Origin of the sequence: uncultured Tateyamaria sp., from assembly GCF_947497045.1 — a bacterium.
Lineage (GTDB): Bacteria > Pseudomonadota > Alphaproteobacteria > Rhodobacterales > Rhodobacteraceae > Tateyamaria.
The window spans coordinates 85,622-104,543 of sequence record NZ_CANMEU010000011.1 but is presented as its reverse complement, the minus strand read 5'-3'; the positions used below and the strand labels follow the sequence as shown (position 1 = coordinate 104,543).

Below are 18,922 nucleotides of genomic sequence, written 5' to 3'. Positions count from 1 at the left end.
CTCTCAAAAGCAGATGTGGACATCTGCAGTATGGCGCATTGCGACGCCGGTTGGAGCAGGAGCCATCCACCCCATCACCTTTGCGTATTGCCACCCTTCGTCGGGCTGACTACGCTTAAACTAAAGGAGTAAGACCATGACCCTCAATTTCGTCGTCGTAGTAACCAAGAGGTGCATGGTCCGATAAGGTTCGCCATATCCGTTTCCATGCGCCCCCGACATTCTCGGGGGCTTTTTCGTTTTTAGGGCTCAGAGAACCAAGATGAACCGCACAAGAACACCTCCGCATTTGATCACATTGATCCTGTTGACCGGGTTTTCGCCCATGTCGCTCAACATGTTTCTGCCCTCTTTGGCCAACATCGCTGTCGATCTTGAAACCGACTACAGCACTGTGAGTTGGGCAGTCTCTGGGTATCTGGCAATCACAACCGTCATCCAACTCATCATCGGTCCCTTGTCAGATCGGATCGGCAGGCGACCGGTGCTTCTGGTTGCGTTGCTCGTTTTTGTAATCGCATCCGTCGGCTGCACCTTTGCTCCGAACGTCGCAGTCTTTCTGACCTGCCGCATGCTCCAGGGTGGGATCATTGGTGGCTATCCACCGACGTGCCGCTGTCGACCAAGGGGTTTTGGGGCATCGGCATCCTGATGCTGACGCTGAGCCTCGTGAATTTTGTCAAATACCGCTTCGACAATCAGCAACGCGTGGACCGGATCAACCGGATCGAAGAGGCACGGAACGAAAAGCTGCTTGAAGACTACGTGGGCGAAATCAAAGACGTCGCCTGATCAAAACCGGGCCGCCCTGTCGTGGGGCGGCCCATTTATTTATACCACGACGTTGTGGTCCGGCCCGTATGGGAACCCGGTGATATTCTCGGCCCCATCCTCGGTGATGACCAGAATGTCGTGCTCGCGGTATCCCCCTGCACCCGGCTGTCCTTCGGGGATCGTCAGCATCGGCTCCATCGAAATGACCATGCCCGGCTCCAGCACGGTGTCCACGTCCTCGCGCAGTTCCAGCCCAGCCTCGCGCCCATAGAAATGCGACAGCACCCCGAACGAATGGCCATAGCCGAAGGTCCGGTATTGCAGCAGGTCGCGGTCTTCGAAAAACGCATTCACGCCCGCTGTCACGTCAGCACAGCTCGCACCGGGTTTCAGCAGGGACATGCCCAATTCATGCGCGCCCACGTTCGCCTCCCACAGTTTCAGGCTGGCGTCGTCTACCGTTTCCACGAACAGGGTGCGTTCCAGCGCGGTGTAGTAACCCGAGATCATCGGGAAGGTGTTGAGTGACAGGATATCACCACGCTTCAGTGCCCGCGCCGTGACCGGATTGTGCGCCCCATCCGTATTCAGCCCCGACTGGAACCACACCCACGTGTCGCGATATTCGGCATCGGGAAAGCGTGCGGCGATCTCCAGCTCCATCGCATCGCGGCCCGCCATGGCCACGTCAATCTCGCGCGTGCCGACCTTGATCGCCTCACGGATCGCGTAGCCGCCCACATCCGCCACCTGTGCACCCTGCCGGATCAAGGCAATCTCGGCTTCAGACTTGTGCATGCGCTGGTTCATTGTCGTCTCAAAGAGGTCAACGGTGGCGACAGGTTTCAGGAAATCCTCCATCTTGGCCTGCTGCATGAGGGTCAGATGGTCGGATTCGACGCCGATCACGGCCCCTTCACCCGTCACCTCACGCACGGCACGCCAGAAGTTGTCGCGCTGCCAGTCGGTGTAGGTGATGTTGTCGCCATAACAGCGCCGCCACGGCTGGCCCGCATCAATGCCTGCACTGATGGTCACACAAGCATCCTCGGTCACAACCAACCCGTAAGGGCGGCCAAAGGCACAATAAAGAAAGCCGGAATAGTAGGCGATGTTGTGCATTGAGGTGAACACGGCGGCGGTGGCCCCCGACGCCTCCATCCGGTCGCGCAGCTCGGACAGGCGGGCCTGATATTCGGCATCCTCAAAGGGCAGAACGCCTTGGGGCCCATTGTGAAAGCGGTAAAAGTCGGGGCGAGCGGTCATGGATGACCCTCCTTTTCAGAAAGGTCCCGGCGTCCAGGACGAAACGGCATATGCGCGCGGGCGACGCCATCGTCCGCAGCCTGTCGCAGGCTTTGACGGTTCAGGCGGCGTTCGTCAAGCGTGCGATGAGATCACTATCCGGGTCGACCAAAGCGTCTATCACGTTGAAATGGTGTTCATCCGGCGTGACGACATGTGCGCAGCCCCACGCATCCGCCAGCATCTGCGCCTGGTCCAGAAAGGCGGGCCGCTCAGCACCGCCGACCCAGACGGTGACTGGCACCTCGGGCTTGGGCTGATGCACCGGGCTTTCGGCGCGTGCCATCCCCGCATCCATCCCGAATTCAGCGTTCATACTGGTGCGCAACAACGGTTCCAGATCCGCCACGGGCGAGATTGGCACCACATGCGTCAGCCGGGCGCGCACCACCTCGGGCAACATCCCCGGCGCAAGCATCCGCGACACCAGATGCCCGCCCGCGGAATGACCCGCAAGGCTGATCGGCCCCGTGCTGCCACCGGCAACTTCGATCACTGCTTGGCAAATTTGCTGGGTGATCCCCGCGATCCGCACGCTTGGGCACAGATCGTAGGACGGCATCGCGACCGCCCACCCCCGCGCCAAGGCACCCGCAGCCAGATGTGACCAATAGGAGCGGTCAAATTTCAGCCAATAGCCCCCGTGCACAAAAATCAGGGTACCCTGTTCGACCCCTTCGGGACGGAACATATCCAGCGCCATCCGCTCGGACGGACCATAGGACAGACCCAATCGTGCACGCGCGCCCAGACTGTCACGAAACGCCTCCGCGGCCTGCGCCCACCGCGGCACATAGTCGGCAGCGCCCTTGATATAGGCCCCGTTGGCATAAGCGTCGTCCATATCCGTCACTGCACTGCCCTCCTTTGGAACTGGACAATGCTAGCCCGGCTTGGTTCACATGCACCAGCCCGTAACAAGAGAACGCCCAATGTCTGATCAGAAAACCGACCTGAAATCCCTGCTCAAGGATCCTACCTTGCTGGAAACACGCGCTTATGTGAACGGCGCATGGATTGACGGCGATGACGGCACATATGATGTCACCAACCCTGCACGCGGCGATGTGATTGCGGAAGTCGCGGACCTGAGCCGCGCACAGGTGGGCAATGCCATCACCGGCGCCGAAGCGGCGCAAAGAGAATGGGCGAAATGGACCGGCAAGGAACGGGCCGCCGTCCTGCGCAGATGGTTCGATCTGATGATGGAAAATCAGGATGATCTGGGGACCATCCTGACAGCCGAACAAGGAAAACCGCTGGCCGAAGCCAAAGGCGAGATCGCCTACGGGGCCAGCTTTATCGAATTCTTTGGTGAAGAGGCCAAACGCATCTACGGCGAGACGATACCGGGCCACCAGCGTGATAAGCGGATCACCGTGATCAAGCAACCCATCGGGGTCGTCGCATCCATTACCCCATGGAATTTTCCCAACGCAATGATCACCCGCAAGGCGGCACCGGCGCTGGCTGCCGGGTGTGCCTTTGTCGCGCGCCCCGCCGAAGAAACACCGCTGTCTGCGATTGTGATGGGCGTCTTGGCCGAGCGCGCGGGCATCCCGGCCGGCGTGTTCAACGTGGTCACATCCTCGTCCGCGTCCGAGATCGGCAAGGAGTTTTGCCAAAACGCTGCCGTGCGCAAACTGACCTTTACAGGATCCACCGGCGTTGGTCGCATCCTGTTGAAACAGGCCGCCGATCAGGTGATGAAATGTTCGATGGAATTGGGGGGCAACGCCCCTTTCATCGTATTTGAAGACGCAGACATTGACGCAGCGGTCGAAGGCGCGATCCTGTGCAAGTTCCGCAACAACGGGCAGACATGCGTCTGCGCCAACCGGATCTATGTGCAGGCCGGGGTCTATGATGCCTTTGCCGATAAACTGAAAACCCGCGTGGCCCAGATGAAGGTGGGCGACGGGCTTGAGGACGGCACCGACCTTGGCCCGCTGATCAACCCCAAAGCCTCCGCCAAGGTGGTCAGCCATATCGAGGACGCCAAAGAAAAGGGCGGCAAGATCATCCTCGGGGAGGCGCAGGACGATATGAGCGGCAACTTCTTTGCACCCACCATCATCACGGATGTGACCCAGAACATGACCGTGGCCCAAGAGGAAACCTTTGGCCCCCTCGCCCCTCTGTTCAAGTTCCACGACGAAGACGAGGTGATTGCCATGGCCAATGACACGATCTTTGGGCTGGCCTCGTATTTTTACGCGAGGGATCTGTCCCGGGTCTACAAAGTCGCCGAGGCTTTGGAATATGGAATCGTGGGCGTCAACACCGGCATCATCTCGACCGAAGTGGCCCCCTTTGGAGGGGTCAAGCAATCGGGCCTGGGCCGCGAAGGATCCCATCACGGGATCGAGGATTTCATGGAGATGAAATACATCTGCATGAGCGTCTGATGCTGATCATGTGCCTCAATGGGTGGGGCGGCAAGCTGCATGACAGTCTGCTGCCTTATCTGACCCAAACCGCAGCTGACATCCTGTGTCTGCAAGAAGTGGTGCACAGCCCCGACAGCGACAAGGATTGGCTGACCTATCGCGACGGGGATCATGTCTTGGCCCAGCGCGCGAACTTCTTTGCGGATGTCTGCGCCGCGTTGCCGGACCACATCGCCACCTTCTGCCCGGCGGCGCGCGGCGTGCTGTGGGATGGCGACACGTCGGTGCCTTCCTACTGGGGGCTTGCCACTTTTGTACACCGATCGCTGCCTATTGTCGGGCAGGCCCAGGGGTTCGTCCACAAATCCTACGAACCTGACGGGTACGGCGATCACCCCCGCTCGCGCAGCGCGCATGGGGTGCGAGTGTTTGACCACGACGCGGGCCACGCGATCAGCGTCACGCACATGCACGGGCTGCGCGATCTGGCAGGCAAAATGGACACCGCCGAGCGGACCACGCAGGCCCACAAACTGACCGCACTCTCAACGCAACTCAGCGAACCCGGCGATCTGAGGATCGTCTGCGGGGACTTCAACGTCGAACCTGACAGCGACACCTTGCAGATATTGGGACAGGCCGGGCTGACCGACCTTGTTACCACATGCGGTTTCACCAGCACGCGCACTGCTCAGTACACGAAGCCGGGTAAATTCGCGGATTACATGCTGATCAACGACCCCGGTGCAGTGCGCGATTTCGACGTGGTGCAGACCCCGATCGTGTCCGACCACTGCCCGCTCAACCTGACAATTTGACAACGCCCGGAGCCTGCCGATGTTCACCGCCCACGACCTCGAAGATGCCGCAGCATTTGTCCACGCACGCATGGCCCCCACAGCGCAGCATCACTGGCCCCTGCTCAGCGCAGCCACCGGCGCACAGGTCTGGGTCAAACACGAAAACCACACACCGACAGGGGCGTTCAAGGTGCGCGGTGCGCTCACCTTCATCGACTGGCTCACGCGGACCCGCCCCGATGTGACGGGCATTTGCACCGCAACGCGCGGCAATCACGGGCAAGGGCAAGCATGGGCGGCGACCAAGGCAGGGCTGACAGCCAAAGTCTATGTGCCGCGCGGCAATTCGGTGGAAAAGAACGCCGCGATGCAGGCCTTCGGGGCAGAGTTGATCGAACATGGCGATGACTTCGACACCGCCCGGGTCGAGGCATTGCAGGTGGCAAAGGCAGAAGGGCTGTTTGTTGTACCCGCTTTTCACCCCGAACTGGTGCGCGGCGTTGCCACATATGCCTATGAGCTGTTCACCGCACAACCCGACCTCGACACGGTCTACGTCCCCATCGGCTGCGGGTCAGGCATTTGCGGCACGATCATCGCACGGGATGCCTTGGGGCTGGATACCAAAATCGTGGGCGTGGTGTCAGACAAGGCGCAAACGGCAAAACTGTCGGTCGAGGCAGGCCGATTGGTCGAAACCAACGCGGCGGACACCTTTGCCGACGGAATGGCCGTTCGGGTGCCGGTGCAGGCCGCATTGGACATCTACGGACCCGGCGCGGAGCGGATCATCACCGTCAGCGATAATGAGGTCGCAGACGCGATCCGGCTTTACTTCACCGCGACACATAACGTGGCCGAAGGGGCAGGTGCCGCACCATTGGCAGGGTTGATGCAAGAGAGGGCTCAAATGCAGGGGAAAAAAGCCGGCGTTATTCTGTGCGGCGGCAATATCGACACCGGATGGTTCAAGACAGTACTCGACGGCAACACGCCAAAACTCTGAAGCCAGTCAGAACTTCCTTTCGCCCAAAATACCTTGGGGGAGTCCGCAAGGACGGGGGCAAAGCCCCCTGAAAAATAAAAATGGCCCGGGGTGCGCAAGCACTCCGGGCCTCCGTTTGGTTCAGTTCACGGCCTTGGCGTCAACCACATCTGTTTCGATGGCCTTTTGGCTCGAAATCCGGATCTGGCGGGGCTTCAGCGCCTCGGGCACTTCCTTGACCAGATCAATGTGCAGCATACCGTCGGCATGGGACGCACCAGTGACAACCACATGGTCCGCCAGGTGGAATTTACGGTCAAAGGCGCGCGTGGCGATGCCGCGATGCAGGTATGTGTGCCCCTCATCCTCAACCTTCTTGGCCGACACGATCAGGCTCTTTTCCTTGACCTCGACACTCAGGTCAGTTTCCGAAAATCCGGCAACGGCGATTGAAATACGATATGCATCCTCGTCAGTCTTTTCGATGTTGTAAGGGGGGTAGCTGTTCGTGGTCGCTTCAGTCGCAGTGACCCGGTCCATCAAATCCGCGATCTGATCAAAACCAACAGTTGCGCGGTAAAGCGGTGCAAAATCATATGTACGCATGTCTTATCCTCATTTGAGCGATGACAGGGCCCCTTCCAGTCGGACAGGCAGCCCAGGGTTGCTATGTTTCGGACCCCGGTTGGGCATCCGACGAACATGATGTGGGAAAGATTTTCAGCTGTTCAAGACCCTGTCAGGGTTTGACGAACTTGGCCCCGATATTGCTGCGCGCACCGCCACCAACAGTGATCCGACGGATCTTGGCGGTCGGGGTCGCGATGGACATACCAAGCTGGGATTTCAGCTCGGTAACCCGGTCAGGCAACACCATACCGATCGCGCGTTTCTGACCTTTGTGGTCGAACATGCCGGAAACAACCGCAATGATCCGACCGCGCCCGTTAAGGTGCGAAAACACCGGACTGCCGGACGAGCCATAGGTGACATCGCAGTCAAACACCATCGCATCGCCATAGCGTTCCAGCATCTGACATTCCTTCTGGCGCGACTGCGCATTCGCACGGCCCCGCCCATAAGACACGACGCTCACAGGGCCGGGCGCAATCCGGTCGTTATGGACGTAGAATGGCGGCACCTCGAATGTGGAGATCGGCTCAGCCAACCGGATCAGCGCAACGTCATAGGCGACGTTTGTGTCCGTCAACGGGCCGATGGGGTCGAATTTGACATGGGCCGCAGCGGCTGAGGCACGGCGCACCGCCACCGCCTCTCCGTTGCGCAAACCGGCGCTAAAGCGGATATCCTGCGCCTCCCAGACGTCTGCGCTGTTGGCGCGGTAAAGACAATGCGCCGCCGTCAGCACAAGATCAGGCGCAATCAGGGTGCCCGAACAAAACGCACCACGTCCGAAATCAAGGCGGCCCACAGCCTTCCAGCTGGCCGCCGCATAATCAGTGTCCAGCGTGCGCAAATCCGTCGTTTGCGCAGTCGCACCCGTGCCCAGGGCCATGCAAAATATCAGAAGAAAGCGGATCATGGCGTCACGAACTTTGCGCCGGTTTGATGCCGTTTGCCGACCAGAACGCGCGAGGATAATGTGTCCTTACGGGCCGTCATCTCGGCCTGCAACTTCGCAAGTGGCGCACCAAGCGAGGTGCCAAGGGATACCGCCTCGCCCTCGAACTCGGCCTTGGCCGACACCACGGACACGATGTGCACCTGCCCGTCCTGCATCAAAAAGATTGGGGCACCGGAACTGCCCGAATCCACGCTGCACGAGGTCACAAGCACGCCCTCTTGCTGCGCCATCACAGTGCACAATTCCTGCAATGATGGGGCTTCCGAGCGCCCCTTTCCATAACTCACCACAGCCACCTGCGATCCGCGACGGGGCCGTGCGGTGGTTGCGAAGGGGCGGATTTTGCCATCGCGAATGGGGTGGTCCAGCTCAAGCAGAGCCAGATCATTGCGCACCCCTTCAGGGTTGACGTGGCCCGCATAGGAATAGTCGGGATGCACCACGGCGCGGCGCACTGTCCGATAGGCCGAGGCATGGCCATCGCGCCATCCGGCCAGGAATTCAACATCGGTGTGATCAATGCGTGCGCGGGTCTCTTTGTCGAACAGGCAATGCGCAGCCGTCAGCACCATGTTCGGCGCAATCAACGCGCCCGTGCAAAACCCGGTGCCGCCGATATTGAGCCGCCCAACCGCTTCCCACGCTTTGGCGTCTTCTCCCGTGGATAAGCGGCGCAGATGTGCGTCCTGCGCAAAGGCCGCCGATGTCACCACCACCGCCATAATCGAAAGTGCCATCCAACGGCGCATACACTACCTAACTCAGTCCCGAGGCTTGGGCCTCAGGTCTAGGAAGCAAAGGAGGCGAAATTAGGGCAGTCCTTAAATTTAGCGCAAAATGGGAACATCCGATTGAGACCGGTCAAGGGCCGCAGGCCGTGGCCCGCCCGTGGCCCAGTCCAGCAACTCAACCGTGTGCACCACCGGCACCCCCGCAGCCGACCCGATCTGCATCATGCATCCGATGTTGCCAGCGGCGATAATGTCGGGATTCTTGGCCTCGAGTGTGCGCACCTTGCGTTCCTTCAACTGGCCCGAAATTTCGGGTTGCATCAGGTTGTACGTGCCCGCCGATCCACAGCACAGGTGGCTGTCCGCTGGTTCGACGACCTTGAACCCAGCCTTCTTGAGCAGGTCCTTGGGATAGGTCTTGATCTGCTGGCCGTGTTGTAGCGAACAGGCCGCGTGATAGGCGATGGTCATGTCCTGAGGTGCACCACCTGGCAGGTCCAGTTTCATCAGGACTTCGCTGACATCCATGGCAATTCCGGCCACGCGGGCTGCATCCTCGGCCAGTGGTTCATTGCGGAACATATGACCGTAATCCTTCACCGTCGTGCCGCAGCCGGATGTGTTGATCACAATCGCATCCAACCCGTCGCCATCCATCTCGCGCGCCCATGCGGTGATGTTCTTGGCCGCTGTTGCGTGGCTTTCCGCTGTCTTGCCCATGTGGTGCGTCAGCGCCCCGCAACATCCCGCCCCTTCGGCCACGACAACCTCACAGCCCAACCGGGTCAGAAGCCGGATGGTCGCATCGTTGATGTCTGTGTTGAGCGCCTTTTGCGCGCAACCCGTCATCAGCGCCACGCGCATCTTTTTCGCCGCCTTGGGCGCGAATGTCTGCGGGTCATCATTGCGGCTGACCGGCGGGATGTGATCAGGGGCCATCTCAAGCATCGCGCGCAGACGGGCGTCGGGCATCAGCCGTGCGAACGGGCGGCCAATCTTGGCCCCCAGCAATGCCACCCGGAACCGCATCGGATAGGGCAGGATCTGTGCCAGCACCCATCGCAACACCCGGTCCGTGAGCGGGCGTTTGTAACGGTCTTCAATATACTCGCGCGCGTGATCAACCAGATGCATGTAGTGAACCCCGGACGGGCAGGTGGTCATGCAGGCCAGACAACTCAGACAGCGATCAATATGCTTGACGACTTTCTCGTCCGGCTCACGGTCATTTTCGAGCATGTCCTTGATCAGATAGATGCGGCCACGGGGACTGTCCAACTCATCGCCCAGCACCTGATAGGTGGGGCAGGTCGCTGTGCAAAACCCGCAATGCACGCAATTGCGCAGAATTTCATTTGAGCGCTGGATCGCGGGCTGTTTCAGTTGCTCGGGGCTAAATTTTGTTTGCATGTCAGGCCACCATCAAACCGGGGTTCAAAATACCGCGCGGATCAAACCGGGCACGCAAGGCGGCGCTCAATACGGCTACCCCCGGCGCTTCTGGTTGAAAGACCGGCACGGCGGCGCGCAAGTCATCCGCACCCTTCATCAGCGTGGCATGACCACCCAGACGGGCCACCACATCTTGCACAATACGGTGCGTGGCCGCGCCATCTCCCTCACCCTGACCGACCCAGATCAAACCACCCCCCCAGTCCATCATGCTCTGACACCCTTCGGGCAAGGCCGCGATAACATCCGGCCCGTCCCCCGGTTTGACCGAAACGCGCCAAACGGTGGGCAGGCCATGCAAAGGCACTGCATCCCGCACCCGGGTCCAATCCGCATCATCCGTCCGCGTCACATCGCCAAACCCACGCAAGACATCTTGCAAAGACGTCGCCCGGTACGCCACCGAACTCGCAAACCCCTCAAGGCGCAGCCACACGGCACCGTCAATCCACGCCGCCCCGGACACCTCAAAAGGCGATCCAAGCGCCGCACTCATCGCAGCGACAGCGCGCTCAGGGCTCAGGTTTCTGATCACGAGTGTGGTCGTCGCCTCAACCGCCGGAAGCACTTTGAGGCTGACCTCGGTCAAGACACCCAATGTGCCCCACGAACCTGACATCAACTTAACCAGATCATAGCCGGTGACATTCTTCATCACACGACCACCATTCTTGACCACATGCCCGGCACCGTCCACAAAACGCACCCCCAGAGCAAAGTCGCGCGCAGCACCCGCCTGAATGCGACGCGGACCGCTGGCGTTGGTGGCAATCACACCGCCGATGGTCGAGGCACCTGCCGTGCCCAAAAGCCCGGTCATATCATAAGGTTCAAAAGCAAGGCGCTGGTTCTCAGCGGCCAATGCAGCCTCAATCTCCGCCAGAGGCGTCCCGGCTTGCGCCACGATTGTCAGGGCACCGGGTTCGTACAACGTGATGCCGGACAAGCCTGACACCTCCAGCACTTCGCCTGTCACCGGACGGCCCACAGCGCGGGTGCCACCGCCGCGCACAATCAACGGGCCTGTCGCGCCCGATACCTCCTCGGCCACATCCGCTTCACTTGTCAAAAGGGTCATATGTTATTTGTTCCCAATAATCCGAAAAGGGCTGGCCGCTTACTCGGCGGCCAAAAGCGCACTGCGGCGTGGCTGTGAAACGGCAAGCGGAAACACCTTTGCAGGGTTCAGCAGCCACCTGGGATCAAACACGTCCTTGATCGCCATCTGCGCTTCCAGATCGGAGGGCGCATATTGATAGGTCATAAGATCACGCTTTTCGATGCCAACCCCATGCTCGCCCGTCAGGCAACCGCCCACCTCGACGCACAGCTTCAGAACTTCCGCCCCGAACTCTTCGCAGATCTCAAGGTCGCCGGGTTTGTTGGCATCATAGCAGATCAGCGGGTGCATATTGCCGTCGCCAGCATGGAACACATTGCCCACGGGCAACCCGTATTTCTGAGACATCTCACCAATGCGACGCAGAACATAGGGCAGCTCGCTGACTGGGATGGTGCCATCCAGACACATGTAGTCACTGACACGGCCAATGGCCGAAAACGCCGCCTTCCGACCCGCCCAGATCCGCGCACTTTCTTCAGGTGACGCACTTTCGCGCAGCGCAACGGGATTATGGCGACGGGCAATCTCGGTGATCAGGGCGAGTTGGTCGTCAATCTCGGCATCCGATCCTTCGACCTCGACAATCAGCAAGGCTTCGCACATGGGATAGTCAGCCTTGGCAAAATCCTCGCAGACTTCGATCAGCATCTTGTCCATGAACTCAATGGCGACAGGCAGAACACCAGCCTTGATAATGTCACCAACGCAAGCGCCCGCGATCTCGGCACTGTCAAAACCCATCAAGACGGGACGGGCCCCTTCGGGTTTGTGCAGGATGCGCAAGGTGGCCTCGGTCACGACACCCAACTGCCCTTCTGAGCCACAGATGACACCGAGCAGATCCAAACCACCAGAATCCAGATGCGCGCCGCCAATCTCGACAACCGCGCCATCCATCTGAACCAGCGTGACGCCCATCAGATTGTTGGTGGTCACACCATATTTCAGACAATGGGCACCGCCGGAATTCATGGCGATGTTGCCAGCAATCGCACAAGCCAACTGGCTCGACGGGTCCGGAGCGTAAAAAAACCCGTCCGATTCAACCGCCCCCGTCACACTCAGGTTGGTACGGCCCGTCTGCACCCGGACAAAACGGTTGTCATAGTCGGTCTCAAGCACCTCGTTCATGCGCGCCACGCCCAGAATCACACAATCTGCTGTCGGCAAAGCCCCCCCCGCCAGCGATGTGCCCGAACCACGGGGAACAACGGGCACCCCTTCGGCGTGACAAATGCGCAAGACGTCAGACACTTGCGCCGTGGTGCCGGGCAACACCGCAACCATCGGCGGACAGCGGTAAGCCGTCAACGCATCACACTCATAGGCGCGGGTCTCCATAGGGTCATCAATGACCGCATCAGCAGGCAACACACTGCGGAGCCGTTCAACCACACGCGCCTTGCGGGACAAAACATCAGAATCAGGAACTGGCATTTCCATAGGCGATCTCCTCAGGATTGGTAAAATAATATGACCAATTTGTACGGGATGCAATCCTTATCGGTGCGGTGTATGTGCACACCCATGACCTGGATTGACCGACTTGCGTTTTTTGAACCGCTGGATTTTGCAGCCCTTGGACTGTTGATCGCCGGGTGGGCACTGATTGGCTGGCGGATCGAACATCCCGGGGCCAAACACCCCTCGACCTCATTGATCATGGCCGAGTTTCGGCGCGAGTGGATGCAGCAGATGATCACGCGTGAACCGCGGATTTTCGATGCACAGATCGTATCGAACCTGCGTCAGGGCACGGCCTTCTTTGCATCGACCTCAATGATTGCAATCGGCGGGACACTGGCGGTGATCGGCAACGCCGAACGGCTGACCGGTATCGCCAATGATTTGGTGCTGATGGACGCGCCGGCCTTCGTGTGGGAGGTCAAACTTGTCATCCTCGCCCTGTTCCTGACCAACGCATTCCTGAAGTTCGTCTGGGCGAACCGGCTGTTTGGATACACCGCCGTCGTCATGGCCTCGGTCCCCAATGATGTCACAGACGCCAATTGCGGCCCTCGCGCAACCCAGGCAGGCGAATTAAACGTAACAGCGGCAAGGTCTTTCAACCGGGGATTGCGGTCCGTCTATTTCGCCTTGGCATGTGCTGCGTGGCTCGCCGGGCCAATTCCGCTGTTATTGGCCACATTATTCACTTTGGCAGTGATATGGCGACGCGAATTTGCATCACAATCACGTACCATTTTGCTCCGCTCAAAGACATAACGGGACAAGCCTTTCAAACACCTGTAAACTGCGCCCCATGAACAAGATATTCGCCCTCATACTCGCTATGATTCCCTCCTTCGCGCTGGCCGAAGAACCCGTGATCGAAAATGTCATGGCGGTCGGAACCGGAACAGACACATACCGGTTCTCAGTCACGATCCGGCACCCCGATACAGGTTGGGACCACTACGCAGATGGCTGGCGCGTGCTGGACATGAATGGCAATGAACTGGGTGTTCGCGTCCTGTTCCACCCACATGTCAACGAACAACCTTTCACACGCAGCCTCGATGAGGTCAAAATACCTGCAGGCACGACACAGGTGCAAATACAAGCACGCGACCTGCCCGGCGGCTGGAACGACGGCACAACAATTGTAAACCTGCCCTGACCTGAAACGGTCAGAGCGGGCTCAACCCACAGCCCCGCTGCTTCCTTTCGCCAAAAATACCTTGGGGAGTCGCGCAAGCGACGGGGCAAAGCCCCTGAAACATCGTGTCGCGCAGCGGCCTTGGGATCAGGTCCGGTGATAAGGTGATCCGGCAAGGATGGACGCCGCGCGGTACAATTGTTCCGCCAACATCACCCGCACCAGCATATGCGGCCACACCATCGCACCAAATGACAGCCCGTGATCCGCATCCGCGCGCAAGGTCGGATCAATCCCATCCGCACCACCAATCACAAATGCCACATCAGATCGACCCGCATCACGCCAACCTGCAAGGCGGCGCGCAAAGGCAGGCGAGGGTTCGACCTTGCCACGTTCATCCAGACAACAGATCAGCGCACCTTTGGGGATCGCACGGCGCAAAATCTCTGCCTCGCCGGGCATGCCCCCGCCTTTGCGGTCCTCGACCTCGACGATGGACAAAGGGCTAAGGCCCAAGGCCCGGCCCGTGCGGTCAAATCGGGTGACATAGTCGGAAATCAGCTCGGCCTCGCCGCCCCCACGCAGGCGGCCCACCGCACAGATATGAACGCGCATCTAAGGCGCGGTCAGTTCGCAGCCGGGCTGGGCTGCCACATCTTCTCGAGCTGATAGAACTCCCGCACTTCGGGGCGGAACACGTGGACAATCACGTCACCCGTGTCGATCAGGACCCAATCGCCGGTATCCTTACCTTCGATCCGCGAGGCGTGACCAAACTCATCCTTGATCCGCTGCACCAGCTTCTCCGAAATCGCAGTAACCTGCCGCGAAGACCGCCCCGAGCACACGACCATGTAATCGCCAATCTCGGTCTTGCCGCGCAGGTTGATCTGCACCACGTCTTCGGCTTTGTCATCGGAAAGTGAGGAAAGAACGGCCTCAAGGAGCAAATCGCTTGTGGCTTTCGTTTTGGCGTTGGCCGTCATGGCCGCCGCCCCATCAGCGGCGCGCACCGCTTCGGCAGAAATTGACAGGACATTGTCCTCCTTTTCATCGCGTCGCCGGAATCCCCGACGCTGGGATATGCTTTATCGTAACAACGCAAACGTGACATTTCAATGAACCGCATGCGGCCCCGCCGCGACGTCGCACGATTGCGCTCAATCAACAGGCAGCCAGTCTCAGTCCGGGGCAATATCCACCTGCGTCTTACCCAGCATCCGAACCTCACGTTGCGGGAACGGAAACGAGATGTTGTGTTCCTGAAACATGTCCCAAAGCGCCAGATACACATTGCCCCGGATATTGGTCAGCCCGCCCGTCGGATCAGTGATCCAGAACCGCAGGATATAATCGACCGAGCTGTCCCCGAATCCAACCATGTGGCACACGGGCGGGCGGCTCGACAAAACACGTTCAACCCCCATAGCGGCCGCAATCGCAAGTTTACGCACCTGATGCGGATCATCGTCATAAGCTGTGCCAAAGTAGATATCGAGGCGGACAAACTCGTCCGAGTGCGACCAGTTCACGACCTGCCCGGTGATTAGATCCTCGTTCGGGATCAGGTATTCGCGCCCGTCGCGGGTCACCACGGATGCGTAGCGCGCCCCAAGCGTCTGAATCCACCCGAACGTGTCGCCAAGGCTGATCACGTCACCGGGTTTGATCGACTTGTCGAGCAGGATGATCACCCCCGACACAAGGTTCGACACCACCTTTTGCAGACCAAAGCCAAGGCCCACACCAATGGCCCCCGACAACACCGCAAGCCCTGTCAGGTCGATCCCAAGTGCACGCACCCCCGCAAAAAATGCGATGGCGTAAAGCACGATCTGCACCACCTTGACGATCAGCACCCGCATTGAGGGCGAGATATCCTCGTTCGAATTGATCCGGGCCGACGTGGTGGTCGTGATGAACCGCGCCAGCGCGAACAACACCCCGATGACCACCGCCCCCTGCACCATCAGCAACAAGGACAAGCGCACATCACCAATGCTCAGCGCGGCGGCATCCAGCACCTCGGCGGTTTCATCAACGATCCCCAAGATATAGAGGGTAACATATATAAAGGCCCCAATCCGCACCACACGGCGCAGCAGCATCGAGCGGATCAGCCGGGTTGCAAACACCACCAGTAACCACGCCATGGCAAGCGTCGCCACAAGGCTCAGGATGTAGGATCGCGATGGCCATGTGAACTCGCGCATGGCCAGCACAACGGCCCACATGATCGCAACAAAAAAGATTGCGCGCAGGCGTTGATGCACCACCACAAGCACGCGCATGCGCCATTTGGGCCAGCCTTCGCGCGTACCCATCCATGCCCGGATCGGCGGCCCCAGCCACAGGCGCAACACATACGAGGCAAGGAACACACCCACGACGATGGCAACCTGATAGCCAACCCAAGGCCGCATCAGCGAATGAAACATCCCGTCGATCTCGATCAGGATCATTTCACCCAGCGACAGGAGGGTATCAACGAGGGCCTCGCCGTCGCCGCTGTTGCCAGTAGCCGCCGCCTCAGCCGCCGAATTCAGCGCATCCGCAATGTTGTTGGTGGACTCACCGCCCGTGTGGTTGGCCATATCGCCCCTCTTGGTTCGCCCCAACATGCAACGCCCCGCCGGGGCAGGCAATCGTCCGTCTGCATATCGGGACTGCACGCTTGCTTGATCGGCACGGGGAATCCGGCTAGTGACCCGTTTATGACCCGTTTGTTTGACATGGATGACCGCGCGCGCCTGCGCGAACGCTTTTTTGGGGCGACGCACACGGTGCTGGCCAGGCCCTGAGCGCACTCAACCGCATTCATCCGCTCAAAATCCGCACATCTGATCAAGGGAGAGGACCATATGTCCCCCAAAACACTCTATGATAAAATCTGGGATGCCCATGTCGCGCATGAAGCCGACGATGGCACCTGCCTGCTTTATATTGACCGCCATCTGGTCCACGAAGTGACAAGCCCGCAGGCCTTTGAAGGGCTGCGCATGGCCAACCGTCCCGTCCATGCGCCCGACAAGACCATCGCGGTGCCCGACCACAACGTGCCCACGACGCTGGACCGCGCCAACGCGGCAACCATGACCGAAGACAGCCGCGTGCAGGTCGACGCCCTTGACAAGAACGCCAAGGATTTCGGGATCCACTACTATCCTGTCAGCGATGTACGTCAGGGCATCGTGCATATCGTCGGCCCCGAACAGGGCTGGACTCTGCCCGGCATGACCGTGGTCTGCGGTGACAGTCACACCGCCACCCACGGGGCCTTTGGCGCACTGGCGCACGGCATCGGCACGTCCGAGGTGGAACATGTGCTGGCCACTCAGACGCTGATCCAGCGCAAGGGCAAAAACATGAAGGTCGAGATCACCGGCAAACTGCGCCCCGGCGTCACCGCCAAGGACATCACCCTGTCAGTCATCGGTGAAACCGGGACCGCAGGCGGTACCGGCTATGTCATTGAGTATTGCGGCGAAGCGATCCGCGATCTCAGCATGGAAGGGCGGATGACCGTCTGCAACATGGCAATCGAAGGCGGCGCACGCGCAGGCCTGATCGCACCCGATGCAAAGACGTTCGAATACTGCATGGGCCGCCCCCACGCCCCCAAGGGCGCACAATGGGAAGCCGCCGTCGCATGGTGGAAAACCCTCTACTCCGACGATGACGCCCATTGGGACAAGGTTGTCACGATCAAGGGCGAAGACATCGCACCCGTCGTGACATGGGGCACTTCGCCCGAGGACGTGCTGCCGATCACCGCAAACGTGCCCTCGGCGGATGATTTCGAAGGTGGCAAGGTCGGCGCGGCGCAACGTTCGCTCGACTATATGGGCCTCACGCCCGGCACGCCACTGTCCGAGATCGAAATCGACACCGTGTTTATCGGGTCCTGCACCAATGGCCGGATCGAAGACCTTCGCGCCGCCGCCGAAATCCTGAAGGGCAAAAAGATCAAGGAAGGTCTGCGGGCCATGATCGTGCCGGGCTCCGGCCTTGTGCGGGCTCAGGCCGAAGAGGAAGGGCTGGCCGACATCTTCAAGGAGGCCGGGTTTGAATGGCGTCTTGCGGGTTGTTCCATGTGTCTGGCCATGAACCCCGACCAACTGGCCGAAGGGGAACGCTGCGCCTCGACCTCAAACCGCAACTTCGAAGGACGGCAGGGCTATAAGGGGCGCACCCATCTTGTGTCGCCCGGCATGGCAGCTGCGGCGGCGATCACCGGGAAACTGACCGATGTGCGGGATATGATGTAAGGTGGGCAATACTGCCCACCTTACCTCGGACCGCGGTTCAGGATGCCTTGCGCACTTCACTGCCCCTGAGTCTGCGGGCCGTAATCCGGGTGCAGACCCTGGTCACCTTCCCGGTGCCCCAGTCCGATTCGACCTTCGTCCCTTCGCTATATGACATCACGTCTTTCCATATCTGTTTGTCTTGCAGGGCAAACACAGCGCGCATCGGATCGGTTCCCGACGCGCCACAAGCCAAAGGAAACACCCAATGGATAAATTCGAAACACTGACCGGGATTGCGGCCCCCATGCCGCTGGTCAATATCGACACCGACATGATCATCCCCAAACAGTTCCTCAAAACGATCAAACGCTCGGGTCTTGGGGCCAATCTGTTTGACGAGATGCGCTTTGATCGCCAAGGCAACGAAATTCCCGATTTCGTGTTGAACCAGGACGCCTATCGCAATGCCGAGATACTGGTTGCGGGCGACAATTTCGGCTGCGGCTCATCCCGCGAGCATGCGCCATGGGCGATCAAGGATTTCGGCATCCGCTGTGTGATCTCGACCTCGTTTGCCGACATCTTCTACAACAACTGCTTCAAGAACGGCATTCTGCCCATCGCGCTGCCTGCCGAGGCTGTCGATGTTTTGATGAGGGACGCCGAAAAAGGGGCCAATGCCCGCATGACCGTCGATCTTGAAGCACAGACGGTGACCACGTCAGATGGCGAGGTGTTCCGCTTTGAGGTGGACGCGTTCAAGAAACACTGCCTGATGGAAGGGTTGGACGATATCGGACTCACCATGGCCAAAGCCGACAGCATCACCGCGTTCGAAGCCGAGGCGAGCCAGGCACGCCCTTGGGTTTAAGGCCGCGTTAACCAAAAACCTATCAGACGGTGCTCTGGTATGGCTCTCGCACGG

General features: G+C 59.7%; 20 protein-coding genes. 9 read left to right on the top strand and 11 right to left on the bottom strand.

Annotated elements, in window-relative coordinates; translation table 11 throughout:
- The first annotated feature begins 262 nt into the window (after positions 1–262).
- Together Q0859_RS18215 and Q0859_RS18210 are read left to right on the top strand one after the other, a co-directional pair.
- On the top strand, positions 263–652 hold the full coding sequence (locus Q0859_RS18215) for an MFS transporter (protein ID WP_366523225.1): 390 nt from the start codon (positions 263–265) through the stop codon (positions 650–652).
- Positions 565–792, top strand: coding sequence for a hypothetical protein (locus Q0859_RS18210; RefSeq protein WP_299153891.1), 228 nt, complete (start codon positions 565–567; stop codon positions 790–792). The genes Q0859_RS18215 and Q0859_RS18210 overlap by 88 nt, the downstream gene beginning before the upstream one ends.
- Before the next feature lie 39 nt (positions 793–831).
- Here the strand turns inward: Q0859_RS18210 and Q0859_RS18205 are convergent, their stop codons facing one another.
- Together Q0859_RS18205 and Q0859_RS18200 are read right to left on the bottom strand one after the other, a co-directional pair.
- On the bottom strand, positions 832–2,040 hold the full coding sequence (locus Q0859_RS18205) for an aminopeptidase P family protein (protein ID WP_299153875.1): 1,209 nt from the start codon (positions 2,038–2,040) through the stop codon (positions 832–834).
- A gap of 100 nt (positions 2,041–2,140) precedes the next feature.
- Positions 2,141–2,923, bottom strand: coding sequence for an alpha/beta hydrolase (locus tag Q0859_RS18200; protein WP_299153889.1), 783 nt, complete (start codon positions 2,921–2,923; stop codon positions 2,141–2,143).
- Between the two features lie 88 nt (positions 2,924–3,011).
- On the opposite strand from Q0859_RS18200, the gene Q0859_RS18195 reads away from it, so the two are divergent.
- Genes Q0859_RS18195 through Q0859_RS18185 form a run of 3 tightly spaced genes read left to right on the top strand, consistent with a single transcriptional unit; the run spans position 3,012 to position 6,275 of the window.
- Positions 3,012–4,487: an NAD-dependent succinate-semialdehyde dehydrogenase gene (locus Q0859_RS18195; RefSeq protein ID WP_299153874.1), complete on the top strand. Its 1,476-nt coding sequence runs from the start codon at positions 3,012–3,014 to the stop codon at positions 4,485–4,487.
- Positions 4,487–5,287: an endonuclease/exonuclease/phosphatase family protein gene (locus Q0859_RS18190; protein WP_299153873.1), complete on the top strand. Its 801-nt coding sequence runs from the start codon at positions 4,487–4,489 to the stop codon at positions 5,285–5,287. The genes Q0859_RS18195 and Q0859_RS18190 overlap by 1 nt, the downstream gene beginning before the upstream one ends.
- Before the next feature lie 19 nt (positions 5,288–5,306).
- On the top strand, positions 5,307–6,275 hold the full coding sequence (locus Q0859_RS18185) for a threonine dehydratase (protein ID WP_299153872.1): 969 nt from the start codon (positions 5,307–5,309) through the stop codon (positions 6,273–6,275).
- 120 nt (positions 6,276–6,395) lie between these two features.
- Here Q0859_RS18185 and Q0859_RS18180 read toward each other — a convergent pair whose 3' ends face one another.
- The 6 genes from Q0859_RS18180 to Q0859_RS18155 form a co-directional block, all read right to left on the bottom strand.
- On the bottom strand, positions 6,396–6,860 hold the full coding sequence (locus tag Q0859_RS18180) for an Hsp20 family protein (protein WP_299153871.1): 465 nt from the start codon (positions 6,858–6,860) through the stop codon (positions 6,396–6,398).
- Positions 6,861–6,993: 133 nt separating this feature from the next.
- The gene (locus tag Q0859_RS18175) at positions 6,994–7,797 is read right to left on the bottom strand and encodes a trypsin-like peptidase domain-containing protein (protein ID WP_299153870.1); all 804 of its coding nucleotides are present in this window, start codon (positions 7,795–7,797) and stop codon (positions 6,994–6,996) included.
- Positions 7,794–8,576 carry a trypsin-like serine protease gene (locus Q0859_RS18170; RefSeq protein ID WP_299153869.1) on the bottom strand — a complete coding sequence of 261 codons (783 nt, stop codon included), beginning with the start codon at positions 8,574–8,576 and terminating at the stop codon, positions 7,794–7,796. Before Q0859_RS18170 ends, Q0859_RS18175 begins: the two co-directional genes overlap by 4 nt.
- Before the next feature lie 90 nt (positions 8,577–8,666).
- Positions 8,667–9,980: a glycolate oxidase subunit GlcF gene (gene glcF, locus Q0859_RS18165; RefSeq protein WP_299153868.1), complete on the bottom strand. Its 1,314-nt coding sequence runs from the start codon at positions 9,978–9,980 to the stop codon at positions 8,667–8,669.
- A gap of 1 nt (position 9,981) precedes the next feature.
- The gene (gene glcE / locus Q0859_RS18160; protein ID WP_299153867.1) at positions 9,982–11,100 is read right to left on the bottom strand and encodes a glycolate oxidase subunit GlcE; all 1,119 of its coding nucleotides are present in this window, start codon (positions 11,098–11,100) and stop codon (positions 9,982–9,984) included.
- Positions 11,101–11,139: 39 nt separating this feature from the next.
- A complete protein-coding gene (locus tag Q0859_RS18155; RefSeq protein WP_299153866.1) occupies positions 11,140–12,588 on the bottom strand; it encodes an FAD-linked oxidase C-terminal domain-containing protein in 1,449 nt (482 codons plus the stop codon).
- An 84-nt stretch (positions 12,589–12,672) separates the two neighbouring features.
- Between Q0859_RS18155 and Q0859_RS18150 the strand changes: the two genes are divergently transcribed.
- Positions 12,673–13,371: a DUF599 domain-containing protein gene (locus tag Q0859_RS18150; RefSeq protein WP_299153865.1), complete on the top strand. Its 699-nt coding sequence runs from the start codon at positions 12,673–12,675 to the stop codon at positions 13,369–13,371.
- A gap of 37 nt (positions 13,372–13,408) precedes the next feature.
- On the top strand, positions 13,409–13,765 hold the full coding sequence (locus Q0859_RS18145; protein ID WP_299153864.1) for a hypothetical protein: 357 nt from the start codon (positions 13,409–13,411) through the stop codon (positions 13,763–13,765).
- 126 nt (positions 13,766–13,891) lie between these two features.
- Here Q0859_RS18145 and rlmH read toward each other — a convergent pair whose 3' ends face one another.
- The 3 genes from rlmH to Q0859_RS18130 form a co-directional block, all read right to left on the bottom strand.
- A complete protein-coding gene (gene rlmH / locus Q0859_RS18140; RefSeq protein WP_299153863.1) occupies positions 13,892–14,362 on the bottom strand; it encodes a 23S rRNA (pseudouridine(1915)-N(3))-methyltransferase RlmH in 471 nt (156 codons plus the stop codon).
- 11 nt (positions 14,363–14,373) lie between these two features.
- Positions 14,374–14,733, bottom strand: a complete 360-nt coding sequence (gene rsfS / locus Q0859_RS18135) for a ribosome silencing factor (protein WP_299153887.1) — start codon at positions 14,731–14,733, stop codon at positions 14,374–14,376.
- 195 nt (positions 14,734–14,928) lie between these two features.
- The gene (locus Q0859_RS18130) at positions 14,929–16,209 is read right to left on the bottom strand and encodes a mechanosensitive ion channel domain-containing protein (protein WP_299153886.1); all 1,281 of its coding nucleotides are present in this window, start codon (positions 16,207–16,209) and stop codon (positions 14,929–14,931) included.
- Positions 16,210–16,608: 399 nt separating this feature from the next.
- Here Q0859_RS18130 and leuC point away from each other — a divergent pair, with 399 nt between their 5' ends.
- Together leuC and leuD are read left to right on the top strand one after the other, a co-directional pair.
- Positions 16,609–18,015 (top strand): 3-isopropylmalate dehydratase large subunit, encoded by a 1,407-nt coding sequence (gene leuC / locus Q0859_RS18125; protein ID WP_299153862.1) that lies wholly within the window; start codon positions 16,609–16,611, stop codon positions 18,013–18,015.
- A 247-nt stretch (positions 18,016–18,262) separates the two neighbouring features.
- On the top strand, positions 18,263–18,868 hold the full coding sequence (gene leuD, locus Q0859_RS18120) for a 3-isopropylmalate dehydratase small subunit (RefSeq protein ID WP_299153861.1): 606 nt from the start codon (positions 18,263–18,265) through the stop codon (positions 18,866–18,868).
- Positions 18,869–18,922 lie beyond the last annotated feature (54 nt).

Excerpts from the sequence above, each read along its gene's own strand:
- Q0859_RS18215 (WP_366523225.1), top strand. The coding sequence starts at position 263 with ATGAACCGCACAAGAACACCTCCGCATTTGATCACATTGATCCTGTTG.
- Q0859_RS18205 (WP_299153875.1), bottom strand. The coding sequence starts at position 2,040 with ATGACCGCTCGCCCCGACTTTTACCGCTTTCACAATGGGCCCCAAGGC.
- Q0859_RS18200 (WP_299153889.1), bottom strand. The coding sequence starts at position 2,923 with ATGGACGACGCTTATGCCAACGGGGCCTATATCAAGGGCGCTGCCGAC.
- Q0859_RS18195 (WP_299153874.1), top strand. The coding sequence starts at position 3,012 with ATGTCTGATCAGAAAACCGACCTGAAATCCCTGCTCAAGGATCCTACC.
- Q0859_RS18190 (WP_299153873.1), top strand. The coding sequence starts at position 4,487 with ATGCTGATCATGTGCCTCAATGGGTGGGGCGGCAAGCTGCATGACAGT.
- Q0859_RS18185 (WP_299153872.1), top strand. The coding sequence starts at position 5,307 with ATGTTCACCGCCCACGACCTCGAAGATGCCGCAGCATTTGTCCACGCA.
- Q0859_RS18180 (WP_299153871.1), bottom strand. The coding sequence starts at position 6,860 with ATGCGTACATATGATTTTGCACCGCTTTACCGCGCAACTGTTGGTTTT.
- Q0859_RS18175 (WP_299153870.1), bottom strand. The coding sequence starts at position 7,797 with ATGATCCGCTTTCTTCTGATATTTTGCATGGCCCTGGGCACGGGTGCG.
- Q0859_RS18170 (WP_299153869.1), bottom strand. The coding sequence starts at position 8,576 with ATGGCACTTTCGATTATGGCGGTGGTGGTGACATCGGCGGCCTTTGCG.
- glcF (WP_299153868.1), bottom strand. The coding sequence starts at position 9,980 with ATGCAAACAAAATTTAGCCCCGAGCAACTGAAACAGCCCGCGATCCAG.
- glcE (WP_299153867.1), bottom strand. The coding sequence starts at position 11,100 with ATGACCCTTTTGACAAGTGAAGCGGATGTGGCCGAGGAGGTATCGGGC.
- Q0859_RS18155 (WP_299153866.1), bottom strand. The coding sequence starts at position 12,588 with ATGGAAATGCCAGTTCCTGATTCTGATGTTTTGTCCCGCAAGGCGCGT.
- Q0859_RS18150 (WP_299153865.1), top strand. The coding sequence starts at position 12,673 with ATGACCTGGATTGACCGACTTGCGTTTTTTGAACCGCTGGATTTTGCA.
- Q0859_RS18145 (WP_299153864.1), top strand. The coding sequence starts at position 13,409 with ATGAACAAGATATTCGCCCTCATACTCGCTATGATTCCCTCCTTCGCG.
- rlmH (WP_299153863.1), bottom strand. The coding sequence starts at position 14,362 with ATGCGCGTTCATATCTGTGCGGTGGGCCGCCTGCGTGGGGGCGGCGAG.
- rsfS (WP_299153887.1), bottom strand. The coding sequence starts at position 14,733 with ATGACGGCCAACGCCAAAACGAAAGCCACAAGCGATTTGCTCCTTGAG.
- Q0859_RS18130 (WP_299153886.1), bottom strand. The coding sequence starts at position 16,209 with ATGATCCTGATCGAGATCGACGGGATGTTTCATTCGCTGATGCGGCCT.
- leuC (WP_299153862.1), top strand. The coding sequence starts at position 16,609 with ATGTCCCCCAAAACACTCTATGATAAAATCTGGGATGCCCATGTCGCG.
- leuD (WP_299153861.1), top strand. The coding sequence starts at position 18,263 with ATGGATAAATTCGAAACACTGACCGGGATTGCGGCCCCCATGCCGCTG.